This window comes from Micromonospora pallida (assembly GCF_900090325.1).
GTDB lineage: Bacteria > Actinomycetota > Actinomycetes > Mycobacteriales > Micromonosporaceae > Micromonospora > Micromonospora pallida.
In genome coordinates this window covers 4,416,916-4,437,834 of record NZ_FMHW01000002.1, presented here as the reverse complement: position 1 = coordinate 4,437,834, position 20,919 = coordinate 4,416,916, and the positions used below count along the sequence as shown (strand labels likewise).

The following is a 20,919-nucleotide window of genomic DNA, read 5'->3' as shown; positions in this document are numbered from 1 at the left end:
GAGACGAATCGCTGGGCGAGGCCGTGTTCGGGTCCGGCAGGTCAGGACTCGGGTCGGGTCGGGGGAGCGGTGGTGAAGGCCGCCCAGGCGGCCGGTCCGAAGAGCAGCACCGGGCCGGCCGGGTCTTTGGAGTCCCGGACGGCGACGGCGTCGAGGGAGTCCCGGACGGCCGGGGTGATGACCGCCAGCTCCAGGCAGGCGCCCTCGTCTCCACTGTGGCTGCTCTTGCGCCATGCGGCCGTGGCCAGCGTCGCGCGGGTCGTCGGTGTCAAGGTCAGCGTCCCTTCAGGAGTCGGACGAGTTGGTCGCGGCTCGCCGCAGGGCTGTGCGCGACGCTCCGGAGATGTTCCATGATCTTGGTGCAGGTGCGCAGGTCACCGGGGCGATCGAGGATCATCTGACCGGCGACCGTCTCGACCGAGGCGATGATCGGGTCCTCCGGGTCGGGGAACTCCAGCATGTGCAGGGAGCCCCGGGTGCCCCGGTGGTAGCCGGCGGTCAGCGGGATGACCTGGACGGTGACGTTGGGCAGCTCGATCATCTTGAGCAGGTGGTCGAGCTGCGCCTCCATCACGGCCCGGTCCCCGACCGGCCGTAGCAGCGCGCCCTCGTCGATGATCGCGTCGAAGATGGGCGGGTCGGTGCCGGTGAGCCGCTGCTGCCGGTCCAGGCGGGCCTTCACCCGTTGCTCGACCCCCTCGTCGGTGAGGGTGTGCGGGCCGCCCCGCATCACCGCTCGGATGTAGTCGGCGGTCTGGAGGAGGCCCGGCACCACGGACGGCTCGAAGTTGGCGATGGCGCTCGCCTCGGCCTCCAGGGCGATGAAGTCGATCGTCCGTTTGTCGAGGACGTACGAGTAGGACACCCACCAGCCGGGTTTGCGGGCGTCCTTGGCCAGCGCGACGGCGGCCTCGACGTCCTCCGGGCCGACCCGGTAGAGCGTGAGCAGCGCCCGGACGGTGGCCGGGCTGACCAGCGTCTGGGCGTTCTCGTAGCGGGAGAGGGTGCTGCGGGTGCTGTTGATCTCGTCGGCGGCGGCCTCGAGGGTCAGGCCGGCCGCCTCCCGGTGACTGCGCAGCGCGATGCCGAGCCGGCGGGCTCGGGCGGTCTTCGGTGCCATGTGCCGATCGTCGCACAGATCCATGGGAATGCGTGCATGAGAGAGAGGTGCATGAGAGTTGCATTCACGCCGGTCAAGGTGTCAACTTGTCATCGAGTCCTCACCGCCGGTGGTCGTGGCGACGGTGGTGGTGAGCGACGGAGGGGAAATGAGACGCGTGGTGGTCGGGTATCCACTCCCCCACCCGATCACCACGTGTCTCCCACCAGAGCGCACCGGGAAGGAATGGGATGACCGCCACCGGCTGCTGGCCTCGGGTGTCGCGTTGCCGCTGGTGCGCGTGCCCGGTGCTGCGGGACAACGACGGCACGTGGATCCACGCCAACCTCTCGTACGTCTGCCGGGACCGGTTCGGTGGCCTCGCCGCCACCACGGCCGAGCCCGAGGAGCTGCGCCGTGCGTCCTGACCCCGACAGCCCGTACCACCGGACCCGGGCCGACCGCCCCCGCCCCCACCGGGAGGCGGCACCGCGCGCCCGGGAGGGCCGGCCGGCGGCGGCAGCGGTGGTGCGGTGCGGCGTGCCGCGTCGCGCGAGGGGTGGCGCGGCGCGGCACGCGGAGGGTGGCACGGCGCGGCACGCGGGGGGTGGCACGGCGCGGCACGCGGGGGGTGACCTGGCGCAGCGCGCGGAGGGGGACATGCCGCGTCGCGCGGGGGATGACGTGGCGCGGCGTGCGGAGGGTCGCCGGGCGGGCACCGGACGGGGGGACGGTGGGCGACGATGACCCGGTTCCTGGTGGTGCTCACCGACGTCCGTCCGGTCAACGGCGCGAGGCGCAACGAGCGGACCATGCCGGAACGGCGGCGGCAGGTGGTCAGCGCCAGCAGCCGGGCCGCAGCCGACCGGATCGCGGCCGCCTTCATGGCGCTCGGCATGGTCCGTGCCGGCCGACAGCGGGTCAAGGTGATCGCCGTCGGCCGGCGCTACGGCGGCTGCTGACCGGCCGGGTGGCTGCTGACCGGCCGGGTGGCTGCTGCCCCGGCGGGTCCCCCGGCGGCCTGGGTGGACCCCGGTTCTCCGCCGGCCGGGTGCTCCCGCCGGCCTGGGCGGACCGGCTGGCTCAGAGCATCCGGCTGGCTCAGAGCATCCGGCGCCGCTTCAGGTAGGCGACCAAGTCGTCGTAGACGCCTCCCTCGTTGGCGAACATGGCCACGTTGCGGGCGGTCGCCAGCCACGGGCGGGTCGACGGTCGGACCTCCTTCAGCGCCCGGTCGAGGTCGCCCTGACCGATCATCCGCACCTCGCCCCGGCGTACCGAGTCGGCCATCGCGAACTCGGCGGCGGTTTCGCAGAGGTGGGCCAGGTCCGCGCCGGAGAAGTCCTCGGTCGCGGCGACCACCTTCCGCAGGTCGATCCCGGCGATCGGCCGGTCCCGCAGGTGGTACTCCAGGATCGCCCGACGGGCCTCGGCGTCCGGCGGCAGCACCAGCACCATCCGGTCCAGCCGGCCCGGCCGGCGCAGCGCCGCGTCCACGTCCCACGGGGTGTTCGTGGCGGCCAGCACGAAGACGCCCTCGTTGTTGCCCTCCATCCCGTCCAGTTCGGCCAGGAGCTGGTTGCCGACCGTCCGCATCGAGCTGGAGGTGACCTTGGACCGCTTGTGCCCCAGTGCGTCGACCTCGTCGAGGAAGAGCACGCAGGGGGCGTTGCGGCGGGCCGCCTGGAACAGTTCGTGCAGGTTGCGCTCCGAGTTGCCCATCCACATGTCCAGCACGTCCACGATGGACAGGGACAGGAACTTCGCGCCCATCTCCCCGGCGACCGCCCTGGCCAGGAAGGTCTTGCCGCAGCCGGGCGGGCCGTAGAGCATGAGGCCGCCGCGCAGGCTCTTGCCGTACATCCGGCGCAGCTCAGGGTTGCGTAGCGGACCGAGGAAGGCCAGCTCCAGCCGCTCCTTGACCGCGCCCATCCCGCCCACGTCGGCCAGCCGGACCGTCGAGGCCTCCACGTCGTACGCCCGGTCCGCGTCACCCGTCACCGGCTCCGGCTCGTCCCCGGAACGGACGAACCGGGGCGGTACGACGTCCGCCAGCTCCCGCTCGTACGCGGCCAGCGGATCCGCCGGCGGCTCCGGGGCGGTCCCGTCCACCGCCCGCCCGGCGCTGCCCGGTGCCCCGGCGGTCGGCGTCGGCGGCGTGCCGGGGGTTGGCGCCGGCAGTGCGCCGCCTCGGCTCGGGGCGCCGCCGGCGCCCGTGGTGACACGTCCGGCCGGTGGTACGCCCAGCGCCCGCTGCATCAGCGACTGCGCCCCGGTGTTGCCCGGATCGTGGGTGAGCGCCTGCCCGAGGTGCGCGATAGCCTCGCCGGCGCGTCCGGCGTCGAGCAGCAGACCGGCCAGGTGCAGGCGCAGCGGGAGATCGTCCGGACGGGCGTCCACGGCGGCGGTGAGGCTGGCGATCAAGGGGTCGGCACTGGTCACCAGGGCAGGGTAGTGCCCACCGCGTTGGCCACGCGCCCGCGCCTGGCCCGCCACGCGCCCGCGCCCGGCCCGCCACGCGTCCGCGCCCGGTCGGCTACGCATCGTGTGGCAGGTGTCGACGGGGCGCGGAGGGGGTACCCGGCCGGTCCGGGTGTCGGCACCGGCCCGCCGCCACCCACAGTAAGGTCGACCAGGTGAGCGCCACCAGGGGCTCGCGGGCCACCGCAGTCGCGAACCGGAGATGACACCAGTGACCACCCCAGGCAAGACCCGCGTCGCCATCGTCTTCGGCGGCCGTAGCCCCGAACACGGCATCTCCTGCGTCAGCGCGGGCAGCGTGCTCGGCGCGCTGGACCCGGACGAGTTCGAGGTGGTGCCGGTCGGCATCACCCGCGCCGGGCAGTGGGTGCTGGCCGACGGGGACCCGACCCGCCTGGCGATCACCGACCGCCGGCTGCCGGAGATCACCGCGTCCACCGGGGCGGAGGTCGTGCTCCGGGCCGACCCGACCGGTGGCGGCCTCATGGTGCTCGACCCGACCGAGGGCCCCCGGGCGCTGTCCGGGGTGGACGTGGTCTTCCCGGTGCTGCACGGCGCGTACGGAGAGGACGGCACCATCCAGGGCCTGCTGGAGATGGCCGGCATCCCGTACGTCGGGGCCAACGTCTTCGCCTCCGCAGCCGCGATGGACAAGGAGTTCACCAAGAAGCTCTGCGCCGCCGAGGGCATTCCGGTCGGGCCGTACGCGGTGCTGCGCAGCGGGGCGACCCTCACCGAGGAGGAGAAGGAACGCCTCGGCCTGCCGGTCTTCGTCAAGCCCTCCCGCGCCGGCTCGTCCTTCGGCATCAGCAAGGTCACCGACTGGTCCCAACTCGACGAAGCCGTCGCCACGGCCCGCCGGATCGACTCGAAGGTGCTGGTCGAGGCCGCCATGATCGGCCGGGAGATCGAGTGCGGCGTGCTGGAGGGCGAGGCGGGGGGCGCGCCCGAGGCGTCCGTCCTGGCCGAGGTGCGGGTCGTCGCCGACCACGACTTCTATGACTTTGAGGCGAAGTACATCGACGCCGACGAGGTCTGCGAGTACGACGTCCCGGCCCGGCTGCCGGAACACGTGATCCGGCGGGTACGCGAGTACGCCGTCCGCGCCTTCGCCGCCCTGGACTGTGCCGGCCTGGCCCGGGTCGACTTCTTCGTCACCCCGGAGCTGGACGTCTACCTCAACGAGGTGAACACCATGCCGGGCTTCACCGCGTCGTCGATGTTCCCCCGGATGTGGGCCGCCTCCGGTCTGGACTACCCGAAGCTGGTGAGCCGGCTGATCCACACCGCCCTGCGGCGCGGCTGACCGACCGGCGGGCCACGACGGGGCGCACCCGGTCCAGCGGGCACCGGCAAGACGCGGCTGACCCGTCCGGCGGCGGTCCCTGCGCCGGGACCGCCGCCGGACCGGTGACGGTCAGCCCTGGCAGCCCGTCGGAACGGGGCGGGCGGTGAGGATGGAGCCGACGATCGCCTCCGAGATCGGACTCACCCACTGCAACGGCTGCTCGTACGCCTTCGGCACGGTGACCCGGACCGCGACCTCGCGGTCGACCGAGCTGAGCACGGTGGCGTCGATCTTCTCCTCCGCGTACCAGCAGACCTGATTGACCACCCAGACCTTGTCGGTCAGCGGGATGGTCGGCTCGGGCACGCCGCAGGCCACGGTGAGCGCCGGGTCACCGTACGCCGCGTTCTGCTCGGGACCGGCGGTGACCAGCCGCTGGGGCAACTCCCCGACGGTCGAGGGGAGCTTCGACAGCAGCGCCCGACAGACTGTGGCGGGACGTTCGGCCAGCGGCTCGGCGGCCATCTGCACCGGGACGTTCGACTTCGGCCCGAGCGCCTGGATGCTCTCGTTCGGGCTCGGTTCGGCGGCTGGCTCGTCCGGGGTGAGCGCGGTGAAGGTGAACCCGGCCACGGCCACCGTGACCGGCAGGGCGACCAGCGCGGAGATCAGCGCCGCAGTCCGCGTCGACCGGTCCCAGCCACGCCGCCGCGCCGGAGCGGTCGTCTGCGCATCAGCGTCCGCCGGGCCGCTCGTCTCCGTGCCGGTGTCGGCCGTTTTCGCGTCGGCGTCCACCGGGGCGGTGGGGGCAGTCTTCTCGTCGTCCACTTACAGTCGCACCACCGAACAGGTCAGGGTGCGGGTGATGCCGGGCACCATCTGCACCTTGCTGACAATCAGTTTGCCGAGCTCGTCGACGTTGTTCGCCTCGGTGAGCACCACCACGTCGTACGGCCCGGTGACGGCGTCGACCCGTACCACGCCGGCAAGGTCCGCGATCACACCGGCCACGTCACGTGCCCGACCGACCTCTGTCTGGATGAGGATGTACGCCTGTACCACGACTCGACCTCCGTCCGTCGCCACCCGGGGGCGGCCCGAGGAGTGAAACTACCCTACCCACCAGGCCCGATCCCGATGGGTGGTCAAGGAGAAGCGGTGAGCGAGCAGAGCGGCGGCAGCGCATGAACGGTGGCACCGGCGGCGTCGGGAGCGTCACGGGCAGTGGAGAGTTCGGGCTGATCGACCGGGTGACCGCCCGGCTGCCGGCCGGGTCGGCCTGCCTGCTCGGCCCCGGCGACGACGCGGCGCTGGTGGCGGCCCCGGACGGACGGGTGGCCGCCTCCACCGACGTGCTGGTGGAAGGGCGGCACTTCCGGCGGGACTGGTCCAGCGCGGTGGACGTCGGCCACCGGGCGGCGGCGGCGAACCTGGCCGACATCGCCGCGATGGGCGCCACCCCGACCGCCCTGCTGGTCGCCCTCTGTGTGCCGCCGGACCTCGACGTGGCCTGGGCGGAGGGGCTCGCCGACGGGCTGGCCGCCGAGGCGGCCAAGGTCGGGGCGGGCGTGGTGGGGGGTGACATGTCCGCCAGTCCGACCCTGACCATCGCGGTGACCGCCCTCGGTGACCTGGGCGGCCGGCCCCCGGTGCTCCGCTCCGGCGCCCGCCCCGGCGACGTCGTCGCCCTGGCCGGTCGGATCGGGTACGCGGGGCCGGGTACACCGTGCTGTCCCGGGGCTTCCGGACGCCGAAACTGCTGGTCGAGGCGTACCGGCGGCCGGAGGTGCCGTACCCGGCCGGCCCGTACGCCGCCCGGCTCGGCGCGACCGCCATGATCGACGTCTCGGACGGACTGCTGGCCGACCTCGGACACGTGGCCCGGGCGAGCGGGGTCGCCGTCGACGTCCGGCGCGACGCGTTCGAGGTGCCCCGGCAGATGGCCGACGCCGCCCAGGCGCTCGGCGTCGACCCGTACGGCTGGATCCTCGGCGGCGGCGACGACCACGCCCTGGCCGCGACCTTCCCGCCGGCGGTGGCCCTGCCGCCGCCGTGGCGGGCGATCGGCCGGGTGGGCGAGGGGACCGGGGTGACGGTGGACGGACAACCCTGGGAGGGGCCGGTCGGCTGGGACCACTTCCGCTGATCGGTGCTCCCGGCCTCTCCCGGTGTTTGCAGGGGACCCTTGCTACCGCATTTTGAGGAGCAGGGGTCCCCTGCAAACACCCGGACGTGACGTACGACCGATCGGGGGCGGCCGGCCCGGTTCCGGACCGGCCGCGGTCGTACCCTGCGGGGGTGAGCGACATCGAGATCCGCGTGCTGCGTTTCGACTCCGACGTGGCGCAGGGACTGGTCCGGGCGGCCCTGGCCGACCTGGCCGGCCGGTACGGCGGCAGCGGCGACGAAACCCCGGTCGACGCGGCCGAGTTCGAGGCCCCGGACGGGGCGTTCCTGGTGGCCTACCGGGACGGCGAGCCGGTCGGCTGCGGGGGCTGGCGCAGTCACGGCGACACCGGCGAGGTGGCGGAGCTGAAGCGGATGTACACCGCCCCGGCGGCCCGGGGTCGGGGAGTGGCCCGGACGGTGCTGGCGGCGGTGGAGAGCTCGGCGCGGGACCTGGGCCGCAAGCGGGTCGTCCTGGAGTGCGGGGACCGGCAGCCGGAGGCGATCGCCATGTACCACGCGGCCGGCTACGAGCGGATCCCCAACTTCGGCTACTACCGGGACGCGCCGGGCTGCCTCTCCTTCGGCCGCACCCTCTGACCGCCTCGCTGCCCGGACGGGACCGGTCGCGCCGCTTGGGTGGCGGGGCCGACGCCGGGTGGATCGCCGGGGTTCAGGCCACCTCGAAACGGACCAACCCGGCGGCCCGCTGCGCGGCGTCCGCCGCCTCGGTCGGGTCGGCGCCCCAGACCAGCACGTGACCGCTGCGCTGTCGGGACGAGACCACCTCGGCCACCCGGTCGCCGACCGCCACGTCCACGTGCAGGTCGAGCACACCGGACACCCGGTGGGCCGGGCGGACGCCCTCGACCGCGGTGACCGTGCCCGGCGGGGCGATCAGGAACTCCACCGCCGCCGCCGCGACCGCGCGGGCCGGCAGCGCCGGGCGTTCCCCGAGGAGCACCCGCAGGTACGCCGCCATGAACGACGCCTCGTACGCCACCGTGACGAGCGCAGCGATCAGGTCGCCGGGCAGCCGGGCGGCGCACTCCACCAGGGTCGGCACCCCGTCCGCCAGGATCCACTCGCTGTGCAGCACGCCGGTGCGGAACCCGGCAGCCCTGGCCAGCCGGCCGGCGACGTCGAGCAGGGCACGGTACTCCGCCTCGGGCAGCCCGGACGGGACGGTGTGCCCGGTCTCCACCGGGTGCCGGCCGGGCAGCACCCGCTTGTCGGTGACGTTGCCGAAGATCACCTCGCCGTCGGCCACCAGCAGTTCGACACTGTGCTCGGAACCGGTCAGTGCCGCCTCGACCATCACCTCGGTGGGCACCTCGGCCTCCTCGTCGGAGCCGGGCGGGTCGGCGGTGGCCGCCCACGCGGCGGCGACGGCGTCCGGGTCGTCGAGGAACTGCACCCCCAGGCTGCCCGCGCGCCGGGTCGGCTTGAGCACGCATCGTCCGCCCACCCGCCGGACGAACGCCTCCGCCTCGGCCGGGGTGCGGACCAGCGCGTACGCCGGGTTGGGCAGGCCGTGGTCGGCGGCGAGCCGCCGCAGGCGGTGCTTGTCGGTGAAGGTCTGGGCGGCGGCCACCCCGGCACCGGGCAGACCGAGCCGCTCGGCCAGCCGCGCGGCGGCGGTGACCGTGTACTCCACGCCGGGCATGACCAGCCGGGCGGTGGCGAGCGCCGGCTCGGCCGCCAGCAGCCCCTCGACGTCGAGGGCGTCCCGCTGGTACGCCGCCGGCACCACCCGGGGGACGAACGGCACCTTGGCCAGCTTCCGGTGCAGGTCACGGCGACGGATCAGCTCGGGATCCTCGATGATCACGACACTGTCGGCGGGAAGCAGCTCACCCAGGATGCCGAGCACGCCCGGCGGCACCCCGACGATGATCATCTCGTCTCGACCGAGGCCCAGCACCACAAGTCAGCCCTCCAGGCTGGGTACGCGAACGCCGCCCCCGTACGGGCCGTCGCTGTCCGCGTCGATCAGGAGGTTCGCGTCACCGGAAGGTCGGAAGCTGACGCCAAGCTCGTGATCGACGGCCGCACCGGGGGGAGGTGAGGGTCGTGCAACGGGGGGTGAGTACGACAGTGCCGGCGGACCACGAGGGTCCGCCGGCAGTGACGACGGTGGGGCGCGGTGTTACCGCGTCAGGCGCGGGTGACCTTGCCGGCCTTGATGCACGAGGTGCAGACCTTGAGCTTCTTGGTGTTGCCGCCACCGGCCGGGGTACGCACCGACTGGATGTTCGGGTTCCAGCGGCGGTTGGTCCGCCGGTGCGAGTGGGACACGTTGTGGCCGAAGCCCGGCCCCTTGCCACAGACGTCGCACACGCTAGCCACGGGATACTCCTGAAATTCGTTCGTTCACGAGGGTCGCCGGCAGGTGCTGCCCAGGCAACCTGGTCAGGCTACCCGATGCCCCCCGGGACCAGCCAACCGGCTCCCGACCGGACCCCGGCGGTCGGGAAACGGCTCCCGACCGGACCACCGGGTGTGGCTCCGGACCGGCCCACCGGGATGGCTCCCGAACCCGGCGCGACGGGCCGTCGCCGGTGATGTCCGGCGGCTGTCGGTGCCCGCCAGTAGGCTTTCCGCCGTGCTGGAGACGCTGGACGCCGACGCGGTGCGCCGCTGGTGCGCCACCGGGCTCGCAGCGTTGCGGCACCACCAGGGCGAGATCGACGACCTGAACGTCTTCCCGGTCCCCGACGGCGACACCGGCACCAACCTCGTGCTCACCCTCACCTCCGCCCAGCATGCCCTGGCGATGGACCTCGACACCTCACCGGAGGGCGGGACCACCCCGCACGGCCACGCGTTGCGGCTGATGGCCCGGGGCGCGCTGCTCGGGGCCCGGGGCAACTCCGGCGTGATCCTCGCGCAGCTCCTGCGCGGCCTGGCCGACGCCCTCGCCCCCTGCCCGGCGGTCCGGGGCCGGGCCCTCGCCACCGCCCTGCGGAACGCGGCCGTCGCCGCCCGGGCCGCGGTCGCCCAACCGGTCGAGGGCACGCTGCTCAGCGTGGCGGCCGGCGCGGCGGACGGGGCGGCGGAGACCGCCAGCGACGACCTCCACGCGGTGGCCCGGGCCGCGGCCGGCGCGGCGGCCCGGGCGCTCGCGCGCACCCCGGAACAACTGCCGGCACTGGCCCGCGCCGGGGTGGTCGACGCCGGTGGACGCGGCCTCTGCCTGCTGCTGGACGCGTTGGTCGAGGTGGTCACCGGCGAGTCACCGACCCGGTCGGCGCCGCTGGCCCGCCCGGTCCGCCCGCCGGCCACCGCCGCCCGCGAGACCGGTTCCGACGCCTACGCCTACGAGGTGCAGTTCCTGCTCGACGCCGAGCCGGCGGCGGTCGCCCGGATGCGGCGCACCCTCGAGGGGCTGGGCGACTCGCTGGTGGTGGTCGGGGACGACCCGCCGCCGGGGGAGTCCGGCACCTGGAACGTCCACGTCCACGTCAACGACGTCGGCGCGGCGGTCGAGGCCGGTGTGACGGCCGGCCGGCCGTACCGGATCTCGGTGACCCGCTTCGCCGACCAGCCGGCACCGGCCCCGCCGCCCGTCCCGGACGACGCGGCCCGCGCGGCCGTGGTGGTCGCCCCCGGCGCGGGCATCGCGGCGGTCTTCGCCCGCGAGGGCGCGACGGTGGTGCCGGCCAACCCCTCCATCGGGGAGCTGCTGGACGCGGTCCGGGCCACCGGAGCGGCCCGGGTGGTGGTCCTGCCGAACGATCCCGCCACGGCGACCGTGGCGGGCGAGGTGGTGCGCCAGGCCCACGGGTTCGGGGTACGGGTGAGCGTGGTGCCGACCCGCTCCCCGGTGCAGGCCCTCGCCGCCCTCGCCGTCCGGGACCCGGCGCGCTCCTTCGAGGACGACGTGATCGCCATGGCCGAGGCCGCCGGGGCCTGCCGGTACGCCGAGGTCTGCCACGCCCGCCGGGAGGCGCTCACCGTCGCCGGTCCGTGCCGCCCCGGTGACGTGCTCGCCCTGGTCGAGGGGGAGGTGCACCTGGTCGGCGGGGACCTGCTCGACACCTGCACCGCGCTGCTGGACCGGATGCTCGGCGGGGGCGGTGAGCTGGTCACCCTGCTCGCCGGGGCGGACGCCCCGGACGGACTGGTCGACACGGTCCGCGCGCACGTCGTCCGGCGCTGGCCGTTCGTGGAGGTCCAGGCGTACGCCGGGGGCCAACCGCACTATCCGCTCCTGGTGGGGGTCGAATGACCGAGCAGTGCACGGTGGACACGCCGCTGAAGAAGCTGGTGGGGGAGAAGACCGCCAAGGCCCTCGCCGGCCACCTCGACCTGCACACCGCCGGTGACCTGGTCTACCACTTCCCCCGCCGGTACGACGAGCGCGGCGAGCACACCGACATCCGCTCCCTGGACGTCGGCGAGCAGGTGACCGTGCTGGCCCAGGTGCAGCGCACGGCGGTGCGCCCGATGCGGCAGCGCCGGGGCAACCTGCTGGAGGTGACCGTCGGGGACGGCTCCGGCGGCGTGCTCACCCTCACCTTCTTCGGCAACCAGGCCTGGCGGGAGCGGGAACTGCGGCCCGGCCGGTGGGGGCTGTTCGCCGGGAAGGTCACCGAGTTCCGGGGTAAACGCCAGCTCAACGGCCCGGAGTACGTGCTGCTCGGCGAGGGTGGCGAGGGCGAGGCGGCGGCCACCGAGGAGGTCGAGGAGTTCGCCGGGGCGCTGATCCCGGTCTACCCGGCCGCCGCCGCGGTGCCCACCTGGGTGATCGCCAAGTGCGTGCGGACGGTGCTGGACACCCTCACCCCGCCGGAGGACCCGCTGCCGGCGACGGTGCGTGCCACCCGCAACCTGGTCGGGCTGGCGGAGGCGTTGCGCGAGATCCACCGGCCGTCCACCAAGGAGGCCCTGTACCGGGCCCGGCGACGGCTCAAGTGGGACGAGGCGTTCGCCGTGCAGGTGACGCTGGTGCAGCGCAAGCTCCGGGCCGCGGACTGGCCGGCCCGACCCCGGCCGCCGAAGCCGGACGGGCTGCTCACGGCGTTCGACGCCGGCCTGCCGTACGAGCTGACCGGCGGCCAGCGGGACGTCGGCCGGGAGATCGCCACCGATCTGGGCACCGCGCACCCGATGCACCGGCTGTTGCAGGGCGAGGTCGGCTCCGGCAAGACCCTCGTCGCGCTGCGGGCCATGCTCCAGGTGGTCGACGCGGGTGGGCAGGCGGCGCTGCTCGCCCCGACCGAGGTGCTCGCCGCCCAGCACCACCGGGGCATCCAGGAGCTGCTCGGCCCGCTGGCGCAGGCCGGTGAGCTGGGGGCCGCCGAGCACGCCACCCGGGTCGAGCTGGTCACCGGCTCGCTCGGCGCGGCGGCCCGCCGCCGGGCGCTCGCCGAGGTCGCCGAGGGGCGCGCCGGCATCGTGCTCGGCACCCACGCCCTGCTCTACGAGGGCGTCGACTTCGCAGACCTGGGTCTGGTCGTGGTCGACGAGCAGCACCGCTTCGGGGTGGAGCAGCGCGACGCGTTGCGGGCCAAGGCCGACCAGCCGCCGCACGTGCTGGTGATGACCGCCACCCCGATCCCGCGTACGGTCGCCATGACCGTCTACGGCGACCTGGAGATCTCCACCCTGGCCCAGTTGCCGCAGGGCCGGTCGCCGATCGCCTCGCACGTGGTGCCGGCCGCCGAGAAACCGGCCTACCTGGACCGGGCCTGGCGTCGGCTACGCGAGGAGGTCGCCGCCGGCCACCAGGCGTACGTGGTCTGCCCCCGGATCGGCGAGGGGCCAGCGTCCGAGGAGGAGGCTCCGAAGGAGGACGACAGCGGGCGGCGTCCGCCGCTGGCGGTGACCGAGGTGGCCCCGCTGCTCGCCGAGGGACCGCTGCACGGGCTGCGGATCGGGGTGTTGCACGGGAAGCTGCCCGCCGACGAGAAGGACGGGGTGATGCGTTCCTTTGCCGCTGGTGACCTGGACGTGCTGGTCGCCACCACGGTCGTCGAGGTCGGCGTGAACGTGCCCAACGCCACTGTCATGATCGTCCTGGACGCGGACCGGTTCGGCGTCTCCCAGCTCCACCAGTTGCGGGGGCGGGTCGGGCGGGGATCGGCTGCCGGGCTCTGCCTGCTGGTCACCGAGGCGACCGAGGGCACGCCGGCCCGGGAACGGCTGGACGCGGTCGCCTCCACCACGGACGGGTTCAAGCTCGCCGAACTGGATCTCGAACAGCGTCGGGAGGGCGACGTGCTCGGCGCGGCCCAGTCCGGACGCCGTTCGCACCTGCGGCTGCTCTCCCTGCTGCGGGACGCGGACCTGATCCGGGACGCCCGCGCCGAGGCGATCACCCTGGTCGAGGAGGATCCGGAGCTGGCCCGGCATCCCGCCCTGGCCGCCTCCGTGGCCGCCCTGGTAGACGCCGAGCGCGCCGAGTACCTGGAGAAGGGCTGACCCTGGCGTGTCGCGTAGCGTCTGAGGCATGAGGGAGCGACGGTGACCCGGATCGTGGCCGGGACGCTCGGCGGGCGGCGGATCGCCGCGCCCCCCGGCGCCGGCACCCGACCCACCTCCGACCGGGTACGCGAGGCGCTGTTCAGCGCGGTCGAGGCGAGTTTGGACCTGAGCGGCGCGCGGGTGGCCGACCTTTACGCCGGCTCCGGCGCGGTCGGCCTGGAGGCGTTCTCCCGAGGGGCGGCGCACGTGCTGCTGGTGGAGTCCGACCCGCGCGCCGCCCGGGTGGTACGGGAGAACATCGCCCTGCTCCGGGCCGCCCCGGCCGCCCGGCTGGTGACCGGGAAGGTGTCCACCGTGCTCGCCGCCGGCCCGGAGGGCGGCCGGTACGACCTGGTCTTCGCCGACCCGCCGTACGCCGTACCGGAGACGGAGGTCACCGCGATGCTGGCCGCGCTGGTCGACGGTGGCTGGCTGGCCCCGGACGCCCTGGTTGTCGTCGAGCGGTCCAGCCGGTCCGGCCCGGTCGACTGGGTGGAGGGCGTCACCGCCGAGCGCAGCCGGCGTTACGGCGAGACCACTCTTTGGTACGGTCGCCGATCATGAGACGTGCGGTCTGTCCGGGCTCGTTCGACCCGGTCACCAACGGACACCTTGACATCATCGGCCGGGCCAGCCGACTGTTCGACGAAGTGATCGTCGGCGTGCTGGTCAACCAGTCCAAGAGCGGCTTGTTCACCGTCGACGAGCGGATCGCCATGCTGCGTGAGGTGACCGGCTCCTACGACAACGTCCGGGTGGCGTCCTTCCAGGGTCTGCTGGTGGACTTCTGCCGGGAGCAGCAGGCCAGCGTCCTGGTCAAGGGGCTGCGCGCGGTCAGCGACTTCGACTACGAACTCCAGATGGCCCAGATGAACATCGGTCTGGCCGGGGTGGAGACGCTCTTCATGCCGACCAACCCGCTCTACTCCTTCCTCTCCTCCAGCCTGGTCAAGGACGTCGCGAAGTGGGGCGGTGACGTCTCGCCGCACGTGCCCGACCTGGTCCGGGAGCAGTTGCGGGGCCGGCTGGCCGTCCAGCGGCGGGACTGACCCCGCCGGGTGCCCGTACCGTCGGGCCGTTGCGACCAGCGGTACGGCGGCCAGCGGCTTCGCCGGGCCGGCCGGGCGGGATGCGCTCCGGCGTCGTCGACCGCACCGTGCGGCGACGCGCCGGGCCGGCGGGATGGTCCGGCGTTCGTCCGCACCACGCATGATGGGTGCAGCAGGAAGCGGCCGCAGACCGCATCATGGACGTCGGCCGACGACGACAGGAGTGAGGTACACCGGTGGACCCGCTCGACCGCATCGACGAACTGATCGCCATGCTGGAGATTGCCCGTTCCGTCCCGATGTCCCGGAACAACTGCATGGTCGACCGGGGGGAGATGATCGCCGCGCTCGACGAGTTGCGCGCCGAACTCCCCGCCGACCTGCGCCGGGCCGCCGTGCTGTTGCAGGAGCGGGACAAGATCATGGACGCCGGCAAGCGGGAGGCTGACCGGATCATCACCGAGGGGGAGGCGGAGCACGCCCGGCTGGTCTCGGTGAACGAGATCACCGTCTCCGCCGAGCACGAGGGGGCACGGATTATCGCCGAGGCCCGCGCCGAGGCCCAGCGGCTCCGCGAGGAGGTCGACGACTACGTCGACACGGCGCTGGCCAACTTCGAGCAGTTCCTGACCCGGGCGCTCGCCTCGATCGAGCGCGGCCGGGACAAGATGCACGCGCTGCGGGAGATCGGTACCTTCGGCGGCGACGAGACAGAGCGCCCGTTAACCTTCTGAGCGGCACCTCAGCGGCCGGCCGGGGTGCTGCCGGCTGTCGCCCCCGGTTCGACGGTGGGGCGACGGTCCAGGTAACCTCTTGTGTCGGCCTTCCACGGCCGGAGTCTGACTATGCCCAAACACTCGCCATCGAACCTCGACCCCAGGTCGCCGCTGGTCCTCGACACGAGGGAGCTGCCGCGCCGACCTGGCGCTCTGCGTACGGTCAAGCGGGTGGTCTCGGCCCCGGCGGACCTTGGCGTGGAGTTGATCAGCGTGCCGGAGGGCGCGGACCTCGACCTCGACCTGAGGTTGGAGTCGGTGTCCGAGGGCGTGCTCGTGTCGGGACGGATCTCCGGTCCGGTCCGGGGCGAGTGTGGCCGGTGCCTCCGGGAGATCAACGACTCCGTGGCCGTGACGATCCAGGAGCTGTACGCGTACGAGAACAGCACCACGGACGCCACGACCGAGGAGGACGAGGTGGGCCGGATGCAGGGCGATCTGATCGACCTGGAGCCGGCACTGCGGGACGCGGTGGTGCTCACGCTGCCGACCAACCCGCGCTGCCGGGAGGACTGCCCAGGACTGTGCCCCGAGTGCGGGGTGCATTGGGACGAACTGCCGGCCGACCACAGTCACCAGCAGATCGACCCGCGTTGGGCGGGCCTGTCGCAACTGACCCGTAAAGAGGAGTAAGAACCGTGGCCGTCCCGAAGCGCAAGATGTCGCGCAGCAACACCCGGTCCCGCCGGGCGAACTGGAAGGCGGCCGTGGTCGCGACCGTGGCCTGCCCGCAGTGCAAGTCGGCCAAGCTGCCGCACGCGGCCTGCTCCGTCTGTGGCACTTACAACGGCCGCCAGGTCCTCGAGGTCTGACCTGGACGCCGGGTGACGCCTCCGACCTCGGGTCGGGTGGCGCGCACGCCCTGGCCATCGCCCGGTGTGCCGGCTTCCCCCGTCGCCGGCCGGGAAGCCCCGGCCGGCGCTCCGGTGGAGCCGGGCACCGCGCGGATCGCCGTTGACCTCCTCGGCGGGGACGACGCACCCGCCGTCGTGGTTGACGGCGCTCTGCGGGCCCTGCGCGCCGACCCGGACCTGCACCTGCTGCTCGTCGGCCCCTCCGAGGTGGCCGGCGGGCTCGTTGACGTGCTCACCCCGGAGCAGCGCAGCCGGGTGACCGTACGTCAGGTCCGGCACGCCGTCACCATGGCCGACCAGCCCATCCGCGCGCCCCGGGCCGCGACCACCATCCGCGCGGCGGTGGCGGCGGTCGCCGAGGGCACGGCTGGCGCGGTCGTCTCCGCCGGCTCGACCGGTGCCACCGTCGCCGCCGCCGCGCTCGGTCTTGGCCGTTGGCCGGACGTGCGCCGCCCGGCCCTGGTCGCCACCCTGCCGGCCGTCGCCGGCCCGGTGGTGCTGCTCGACGTCGGCGGCTCCCTGGAACACCGGAGCACCACGCTGGCCCGGCACGCCGTGCTCGGGTCGGCGTACGCCGCAGTCGCCCACTCGATCACCAGCCCCCGGGTCGGGCTGCTCTCGGTCGGCACCGAGCCGGGCAAGGGGGACCGGCTCCGCCGGGCCGCCGACCCGCTCCTGGCCGCTCTGTCGCTGCCCTGCGACGGCCGGTACGTCGGCCTGGTCGAGGGCTACGACGTCGCGATCGGCGAGCGTGCCGATGTGGTGGTGACCGACGGCTTCACCGGTAACGTGCTGCTCAAGGCGATCGAGGGCGCGTACGCGATGGCCGGTGGCCCGCCGACCAGCGGTGGCGTGCCCCGCGCCGCGGCCCTACTCGGCGTGGCCGGGACGGTGGTCGTGTGCCACGGCGCGGCGGGCGGGGAGGACGTCGCCTCCGGTATCGCGCTCGCCGCCCACCTGTGGCGGCGGGACGCCACGGCCCGGGTCGCCGCGCTGCTCGCCGCCGGCCGTCCCGCCGATACTTCCGACCGCACCACGCACACCGAGGTGATCCCTTGAGCAACAACAAGCGCCGCCGGGCCCCGGTGGGCCATCTGGAGGCCGCCTTCGGCGTGTCGCTGGATCCGGAACTGCTGGAACGCGCCCTGACCCACCGCTCGTACGCGTACGAGAACGGCGGCCTGCCGACCAACGAGCGGCTGGAGTTCCTCGGTGACTCGGTGCTCGGCGTGGTGATCACGACCGCGCTCTTCCGTAACCACCCGGACCTGCCGGAGGGGCAGCTCGCGAAGCTGCGGGCCAGCGTGGTCAACATGCGCGCGCTGGCCGAGGTGGCCCGGGGGCTGGGGCCGGAGGGCCTCGGACAGTACCTCCTCCTCGGCAAGGGCGAGGAGACGACCGGCGGCCGGGACAAGGCCAGCATCCTGGCGGACACCCTGGAGGCGCTGCTCGGCGCGATCTACCTCCAGTACGGCCTGGACATCGCGGCGGAGGTCATCCACCGGCTCTTCGACCCGCTGATGGCCGAGTCGGCCGGCCGGGGGGCCGCCCTGGACTGGAAGACCAGCCTCCAGGAGTTGACCGCCGCGCTCGGCCTGGGTGTGCCGGAGTACCGCATCGAGGGGACCGGTCCGGACCACCTGAAGACCTTCACCGCCTGGGTGGTGGTCGCCGGTAACCGGTACGGCGGCGCGGAGGGGCGCAGCAAGAAGGAGGCCGAGCAGCGGGCGGCCGAGTCGGCTTGGCGCACCCTCTCCGAGCAGGCCGAAACGGACGCAGCCACCGCAGCCACCTCCGACGCGGACGCCGGTGCCCCCGCTGCCGCCGCCGTCGACGGGGCTGCTCATATCGACGGGGCCGGGGCCGCTGGTGTCGACGGGGCCGCCCCGGCCGAGGTCGCGCCGGTCACCGTCGCCGAGGTGGTGGTGGTCGACTCGGCCGGCGCGAGCGACGACCGGGTCGCCGCGGACGTCGCCGCCGACCGGAGCCCGGAGTCGGGTCGTGCCTGAACTGCCCGAGGTGGAGACGGTCCGGCAGGGGCTGGCCCGCTGGGTCACCGGTCGACGCATCGACTCGGTCCAGGTGCGCCATCCCCGGGCGGTACGCCGACACGCGCCGGGCGCGGCGCACTTCGCGGACGTGCTCGGCAGCCGGACCGTGCAGGACGTCCGGCGGCGCGGCAAGTACCTCTGGCTTCCGCTCGACAGCGGGGATGCGCTGGTCGGGCACCTCGGCATGTCCGGCCAACTGCTCGTCCAGCCTGCCGACGCCCCCGACGAGTTGCACCTGCGGATCCGGTTCACCTTCGCCGACGACGGGCCGGAGCTGCGCTTCGTCGACCAGCGCACGTTCGGCGGCCTCGCCGTCTCCGCCGGTGGGGCGGAGCTGCCCGCCGAGATCGCGCACATCGCCCGTGACCCGATGGATCCGGAGTTCTCCGACGCCGGGTTCGTGGCGGCGCTACGGCGACGGCGTACCGAGGTGAAGCGGGCCCTGCTCGACCAGACTCTGATCTCCGGGGTCGGCAACATCTACGCCGACGAGGCGCTCTGGCGGGCCGGGCTGCACGGCGCGCGACCCACCGACGTGCTGACCGGGCCCGCGGTGGGCCGACTGCTGGGTCACGTCCGGGACGTGCTCGGCGAGGCGATCAAGGTCGGCGGCACCAGCTTCGACGCGCTCTACGTCAACGTCAACGGGGAGAGCGGCTACTTCGACCGGGCCCTGAACGTGTACGGCCGGGAGGGCGAGCCGTGTCGGCGCTGTGACGCGCCGATCCGGCGGGAGCCGTTCATGAACCGGTCGTCGTACAGCTGCCCGCGCTGCCAGCCGCGCCCCCGCGCCGCCCGGCCCGGTTGAGCCTCCCGCGTCGCCCGGCCCGGCTGAGCCCCGCGCCACCCGACCCGGCTGACCCGCCCGGACGAGCCCCGGGCGGGTCAGCCGGGTGGATCAGGCGGGGGTGCCGAAGACCTGCGTCCAGTACGGGCCGTTGCTGCGCGCCACCCCCACGCCGATCTCGGTGAACGCGCAGTTGAGGATGTTGGCCCGGTGGCCGGAGCTGTTCATCCAGGCGGCCATCACCGCAGCCGGGGTCTGCTGGTTCCAGGCGACGTTCTCGCCGTAGCCGCGCCAGTCGTAGCCGACCCGGTCGAGACGGTCGCCGGCGTCGCTGCCGTCGCTGCCGGTGTGGGACATCTTCCGGTGGGCGGCCTGGTCCGCGCTGTGCTGCTGCGCGGCGCTGGTGAGCTTGGCGTTGACGCGTACCGCGCCGCAGCCGGCCTTGGCCCGCTCGGCGTTGACCAGGGCGACCACCTGGGCCTGCTCGCTGCCGCCGGTGGCCGGTGCGGTGGTGGTCGTGGCCCGGGGCGTCGTCGCCCGGGGCGTCGGGGCACTACTCCGCGGGGCGGTCCGCCGCGACGGGGCGGTGGCGCGGCTCGGGGCCGGCGTCGGCGTGACGCTCCGGCTCGGCGCGGGGGTCGGGCTGGCCGTCCGAGAGGACGTGGGGCTGGTCGGTGCCGAGGGAAACAGGTCGGGTTCGCCCAGCGGCGGGGCGGCCGGGGCATCCTCGGCGGTCACCGAGGTGGGCGACGAGTCGCCCCCGGGCAGCAGTACCGCACCGACCCCGACGGCTACCGCGAGCGTGGCCGCCGCAGCGGTCCCCACGATCAGGAACGGGCGAGGGACGTGGCGGCGTGACCGGTGCCGGCCCACGCCGGCCGGCGCGTCGGTGGACCACTGGCGGGTGGCGGGGTCCGGGCCGGTCAGGCCCGCGTCGGCCGGGGACGGAGCTTGTTCGTCCGCGTCGACCCAGGCGTACCCGGTCGGTCGCTCACCCTGTCGGTGGTCGGCGTGCGGACCGTCCGGCCAGCCGGTGGTCGGCTCGTCCACCGCGTCCCCGAACAGGTACGCCGAGCGGGGCATCGGGCGACCGTTGTCCCAGTACGGCGGCTCCTCCGTCGGAGGTTCGGCGCGCCGGTCGGCGCGGTCCGGGTCCATCGGGTCGGTCCAGCCGTGCACTGCGCTGCCTCCACGGGGTCGGTTCCACGGGCCGGGGTGACGCTACGTGACGGGCGTGAGCTGCGGCAATGCGGCTAAGAAAGAGTTAAGGCGAAACGTGTTCGCGAGGTAACCGTTTCGGAACTCTGCGCAGTTAGAGTGGTGCGGTCCGGACATTGTCCGTCCGTGCCGCGTGGCGATCCGAGCGACGCTCGGGTTGACAAGGTGATGATCCACGTCCGGCGAGAACTTGACGAGCGAGGGGTTGGCGGCCAATATATAGGTGTCGCCAGTCGCGCCCAGTCATGCCCGAATGTATCTCGGTATGGCAGCCGCGAACCAGTGGGCGCGCGTTGGCCGGCCTTTCCGGCAGCGCATATCAAGGAGTCAAAATGGCGAAGGCCCTGTACGGCCACGTTGGTGCGGCGCCCGATCGGCGTATGCTCGACGAGGTCACCCGGCTGCGTGCCAGGGTTCAGGCACTGGAGTTCGAGATCACGCGTCTGCGGGCCGAGAACGATCGGCTCGTGGCGGCGGCGTCGGAGGCGGACGACCTGCTCCGGCTGGCCGAGCCCGCGCTGACCTGATCTCCGGTCACCGGAAAACTGAATCGCAGCAGCAGAAAGAAACGCGCGCCGACACCCATGTGCCGGCGCGCAGCTCTGTGTGCACCACTCGTTCACCGTCCGTTCTCGGGCCGCAGGCAGGCGGGTCGTGTGCCGAGGTCCGCTCGGAGTCGCGT

The 20,919-nt window shown here is 73.8% G+C and carries 22 protein-coding genes and 2 pseudogenes; 16 read left to right on the top strand and 8 right to left on the bottom strand.

The features are described from left to right. Positions 1-41: 41 nt before the first annotated feature. Together GA0074692_RS18205 and GA0074692_RS18200 are read right to left on the bottom strand one after the other, a co-directional pair. On the bottom strand, positions 42-272 hold the full coding sequence (locus tag GA0074692_RS18205) for a DUF397 domain-containing protein (RefSeq protein ID WP_091646234.1): 231 nt from the start codon (positions 270-272) through the stop codon (positions 42-44). 2 nt (positions 273-274) lie between these two features. Then, positions 275-1,120 carry a helix-turn-helix domain-containing protein gene (locus GA0074692_RS18200; RefSeq protein ID WP_091646231.1) on the bottom strand — a complete coding sequence of 282 codons (846 nt, stop codon included), beginning with the start codon at positions 1,118-1,120 and terminating at the stop codon, positions 275-277. Between the two features lie 230 nt (positions 1,121-1,350). Here GA0074692_RS18200 and GA0074692_RS34805 point away from each other — a divergent pair, with 230 nt between their 5' ends. Both GA0074692_RS34805 and GA0074692_RS18195 read left to right on the top strand, forming a co-directional pair. Continuing rightward, positions 1,351-1,527: a hypothetical protein gene (locus GA0074692_RS34805; RefSeq protein ID WP_176738491.1), complete on the top strand. Its 177-nt coding sequence runs from the start codon at positions 1,351-1,353 to the stop codon at positions 1,525-1,527. Positions 1,528-1,842: 315 nt separating this feature from the next. Continuing rightward, positions 1,843-2,061, top strand: coding sequence for a hypothetical protein (locus GA0074692_RS18195; protein WP_091646229.1), 219 nt, complete (start codon positions 1,843-1,845; stop codon positions 2,059-2,061). 139 nt (positions 2,062-2,200) lie between these two features. On the opposite strand, the gene GA0074692_RS18190 is transcribed toward GA0074692_RS18195, so the two are convergent. Then, on the bottom strand, positions 2,201-3,541 hold the full coding sequence (locus tag GA0074692_RS18190; protein ID WP_245730355.1) for an ATP-binding protein: 1,341 nt from the start codon (positions 3,539-3,541) through the stop codon (positions 2,201-2,203). A gap of 250 nt (positions 3,542-3,791) precedes the next feature. Here GA0074692_RS18190 and GA0074692_RS18185 point away from each other — a divergent pair, with 250 nt between their 5' ends. Further along, on the top strand, positions 3,792-4,886 hold the full coding sequence (locus GA0074692_RS18185; RefSeq protein WP_091646223.1) for a D-alanine--D-alanine ligase family protein: 1,095 nt from the start codon (positions 3,792-3,794) through the stop codon (positions 4,884-4,886). A 111-nt stretch (positions 4,887-4,997) separates the two neighbouring features. On the opposite strand, the gene GA0074692_RS18180 is transcribed toward GA0074692_RS18185, so the two are convergent. Beyond that, complete coding sequence (locus tag GA0074692_RS18180; protein ID WP_425413341.1) at positions 4,998-5,696, bottom strand: DUF3515 family protein; 699 nt, start codon at positions 5,694-5,696, stop codon at positions 4,998-5,000. Continuing rightward, positions 5,697-5,930: an Lrp/AsnC ligand binding domain-containing protein gene (locus tag GA0074692_RS18175; protein WP_088980226.1), complete on the bottom strand. Its 234-nt coding sequence runs from the start codon at positions 5,928-5,930 to the stop codon at positions 5,697-5,699. 122 nt (positions 5,931-6,052) lie between these two features. Between GA0074692_RS18175 and GA0074692_RS18170 the strand changes: the two are divergent. After that, a pseudogene (locus GA0074692_RS18170) lies at positions 6,053-7,014 on the top strand (thiamine-phosphate kinase). Between the two features lie 152 nt (positions 7,015-7,166). Further along, complete coding sequence (locus GA0074692_RS18165) at positions 7,167-7,634, top strand: GNAT family N-acetyltransferase (protein WP_091653687.1); 468 nt, start codon at positions 7,167-7,169, stop codon at positions 7,632-7,634. 73 nt (positions 7,635-7,707) lie between these two features. Here GA0074692_RS18165 and GA0074692_RS18160 read toward each other — a convergent pair whose 3' ends face one another. Next, on the bottom strand, positions 7,708-8,934 hold the full coding sequence (locus GA0074692_RS18160) for an ATP-grasp domain-containing protein (RefSeq protein ID WP_245730354.1): 1,227 nt from the start codon (positions 8,932-8,934) through the stop codon (positions 7,708-7,710). Between the two features lie 257 nt (positions 8,935-9,191). Continuing rightward, entirely contained in the window at positions 9,192-9,383 is a 192-nt protein-coding gene (rpmB, locus tag GA0074692_RS18155) for a 50S ribosomal protein L28 (protein ID WP_011905179.1), read from the bottom strand. Between the two features lie 256 nt (positions 9,384-9,639). Here rpmB and GA0074692_RS18150 point away from each other — a divergent pair, with 256 nt between their 5' ends. From GA0074692_RS18150 to mutM, 10 genes and pseudogenes are all read left to right on the top strand, one after another. Further along, positions 9,640-11,265 (top strand): DAK2 domain-containing protein, encoded by a 1,626-nt coding sequence (locus tag GA0074692_RS18150; protein WP_091653684.1) that lies wholly within the window; start codon positions 9,640-9,642, stop codon positions 11,263-11,265. After that, positions 11,262-13,460 (top strand): ATP-dependent DNA helicase RecG, encoded by a 2,199-nt coding sequence (gene recG / locus GA0074692_RS18145; RefSeq protein WP_091646217.1) that lies wholly within the window; start codon positions 11,262-11,264, stop codon positions 13,458-13,460. The genes GA0074692_RS18150 and recG overlap by 4 nt, the downstream gene beginning before the upstream one ends. 42 nt (positions 13,461-13,502) lie before the next feature. Next, entirely contained in the window at positions 13,503-14,066 is a 564-nt protein-coding gene (gene rsmD / locus GA0074692_RS18140; protein WP_091646214.1) for a 16S rRNA (guanine(966)-N(2))-methyltransferase RsmD, read from the top strand. Beyond that, positions 14,063-14,551 carry a pantetheine-phosphate adenylyltransferase gene (coaD, locus tag GA0074692_RS18135; protein WP_091646211.1) on the top strand — a complete coding sequence of 163 codons (489 nt, stop codon included), beginning with the start codon at positions 14,063-14,065 and terminating at the stop codon, positions 14,549-14,551. The genes rsmD and coaD overlap by 4 nt, the downstream gene beginning before the upstream one ends. Before the next feature lie 236 nt (positions 14,552-14,787). Next, on the top strand, positions 14,788-15,285 hold the full coding sequence (locus tag GA0074692_RS18130; protein ID WP_091646208.1) for a hypothetical protein: 498 nt from the start codon (positions 14,788-14,790) through the stop codon (positions 15,283-15,285). A 111-nt stretch (positions 15,286-15,396) separates the two neighbouring features. After that, positions 15,397-15,960 (top strand): YceD family protein, encoded by a 564-nt coding sequence (locus GA0074692_RS18125; RefSeq protein WP_091646205.1) that lies wholly within the window; start codon positions 15,397-15,399, stop codon positions 15,958-15,960. Between the two features lie 5 nt (positions 15,961-15,965). Continuing rightward, positions 15,966-16,139, top strand: coding sequence for a 50S ribosomal protein L32 (gene rpmF, locus GA0074692_RS18120; protein ID WP_088963525.1), 174 nt, complete (start codon positions 15,966-15,968; stop codon positions 16,137-16,139). Between the two features lie 114 nt (positions 16,140-16,253). Further along, a complete protein-coding gene (locus GA0074692_RS18115; protein WP_091646203.1) occupies positions 16,254-17,240 on the top strand; it encodes a phosphate acyltransferase PlsX in 987 nt (328 codons plus the stop codon). Then, positions 17,237-17,983: pseudogene (rnc, locus tag GA0074692_RS18110) on the top strand (ribonuclease III); the annotation flags it as partial. The gene GA0074692_RS18115 and the pseudogene rnc, both read left to right, overlap by 4 nt. A 199-nt stretch (positions 17,984-18,182) precedes the next feature. Further along, positions 18,183-19,040 (top strand): bifunctional DNA-formamidopyrimidine glycosylase/DNA-(apurinic or apyrimidinic site) lyase, encoded by an 858-nt coding sequence (gene mutM / locus GA0074692_RS18105; RefSeq protein WP_091646199.1) that lies wholly within the window; start codon positions 18,183-18,185, stop codon positions 19,038-19,040. 90 nt (positions 19,041-19,130) lie between these two features. On the opposite strand, the gene GA0074692_RS18100 is transcribed toward mutM, so the two are convergent. Further along, positions 19,131-20,198, bottom strand: a complete 1,068-nt coding sequence (locus tag GA0074692_RS18100; protein ID WP_091646196.1) for a CAP domain-containing protein — start codon at positions 20,196-20,198, stop codon at positions 19,131-19,133. A gap of 371 nt (positions 20,199-20,569) precedes the next feature. On the opposite strand from GA0074692_RS18100, the gene GA0074692_RS18095 reads away from it, so the two are divergent. Beyond that, positions 20,570-20,764, top strand: coding sequence for a hypothetical protein (locus GA0074692_RS18095; protein WP_091646194.1), 195 nt, complete (start codon positions 20,570-20,572; stop codon positions 20,762-20,764). The last annotated feature ends 155 nt before the right edge of the window (positions 20,765-20,919 follow it).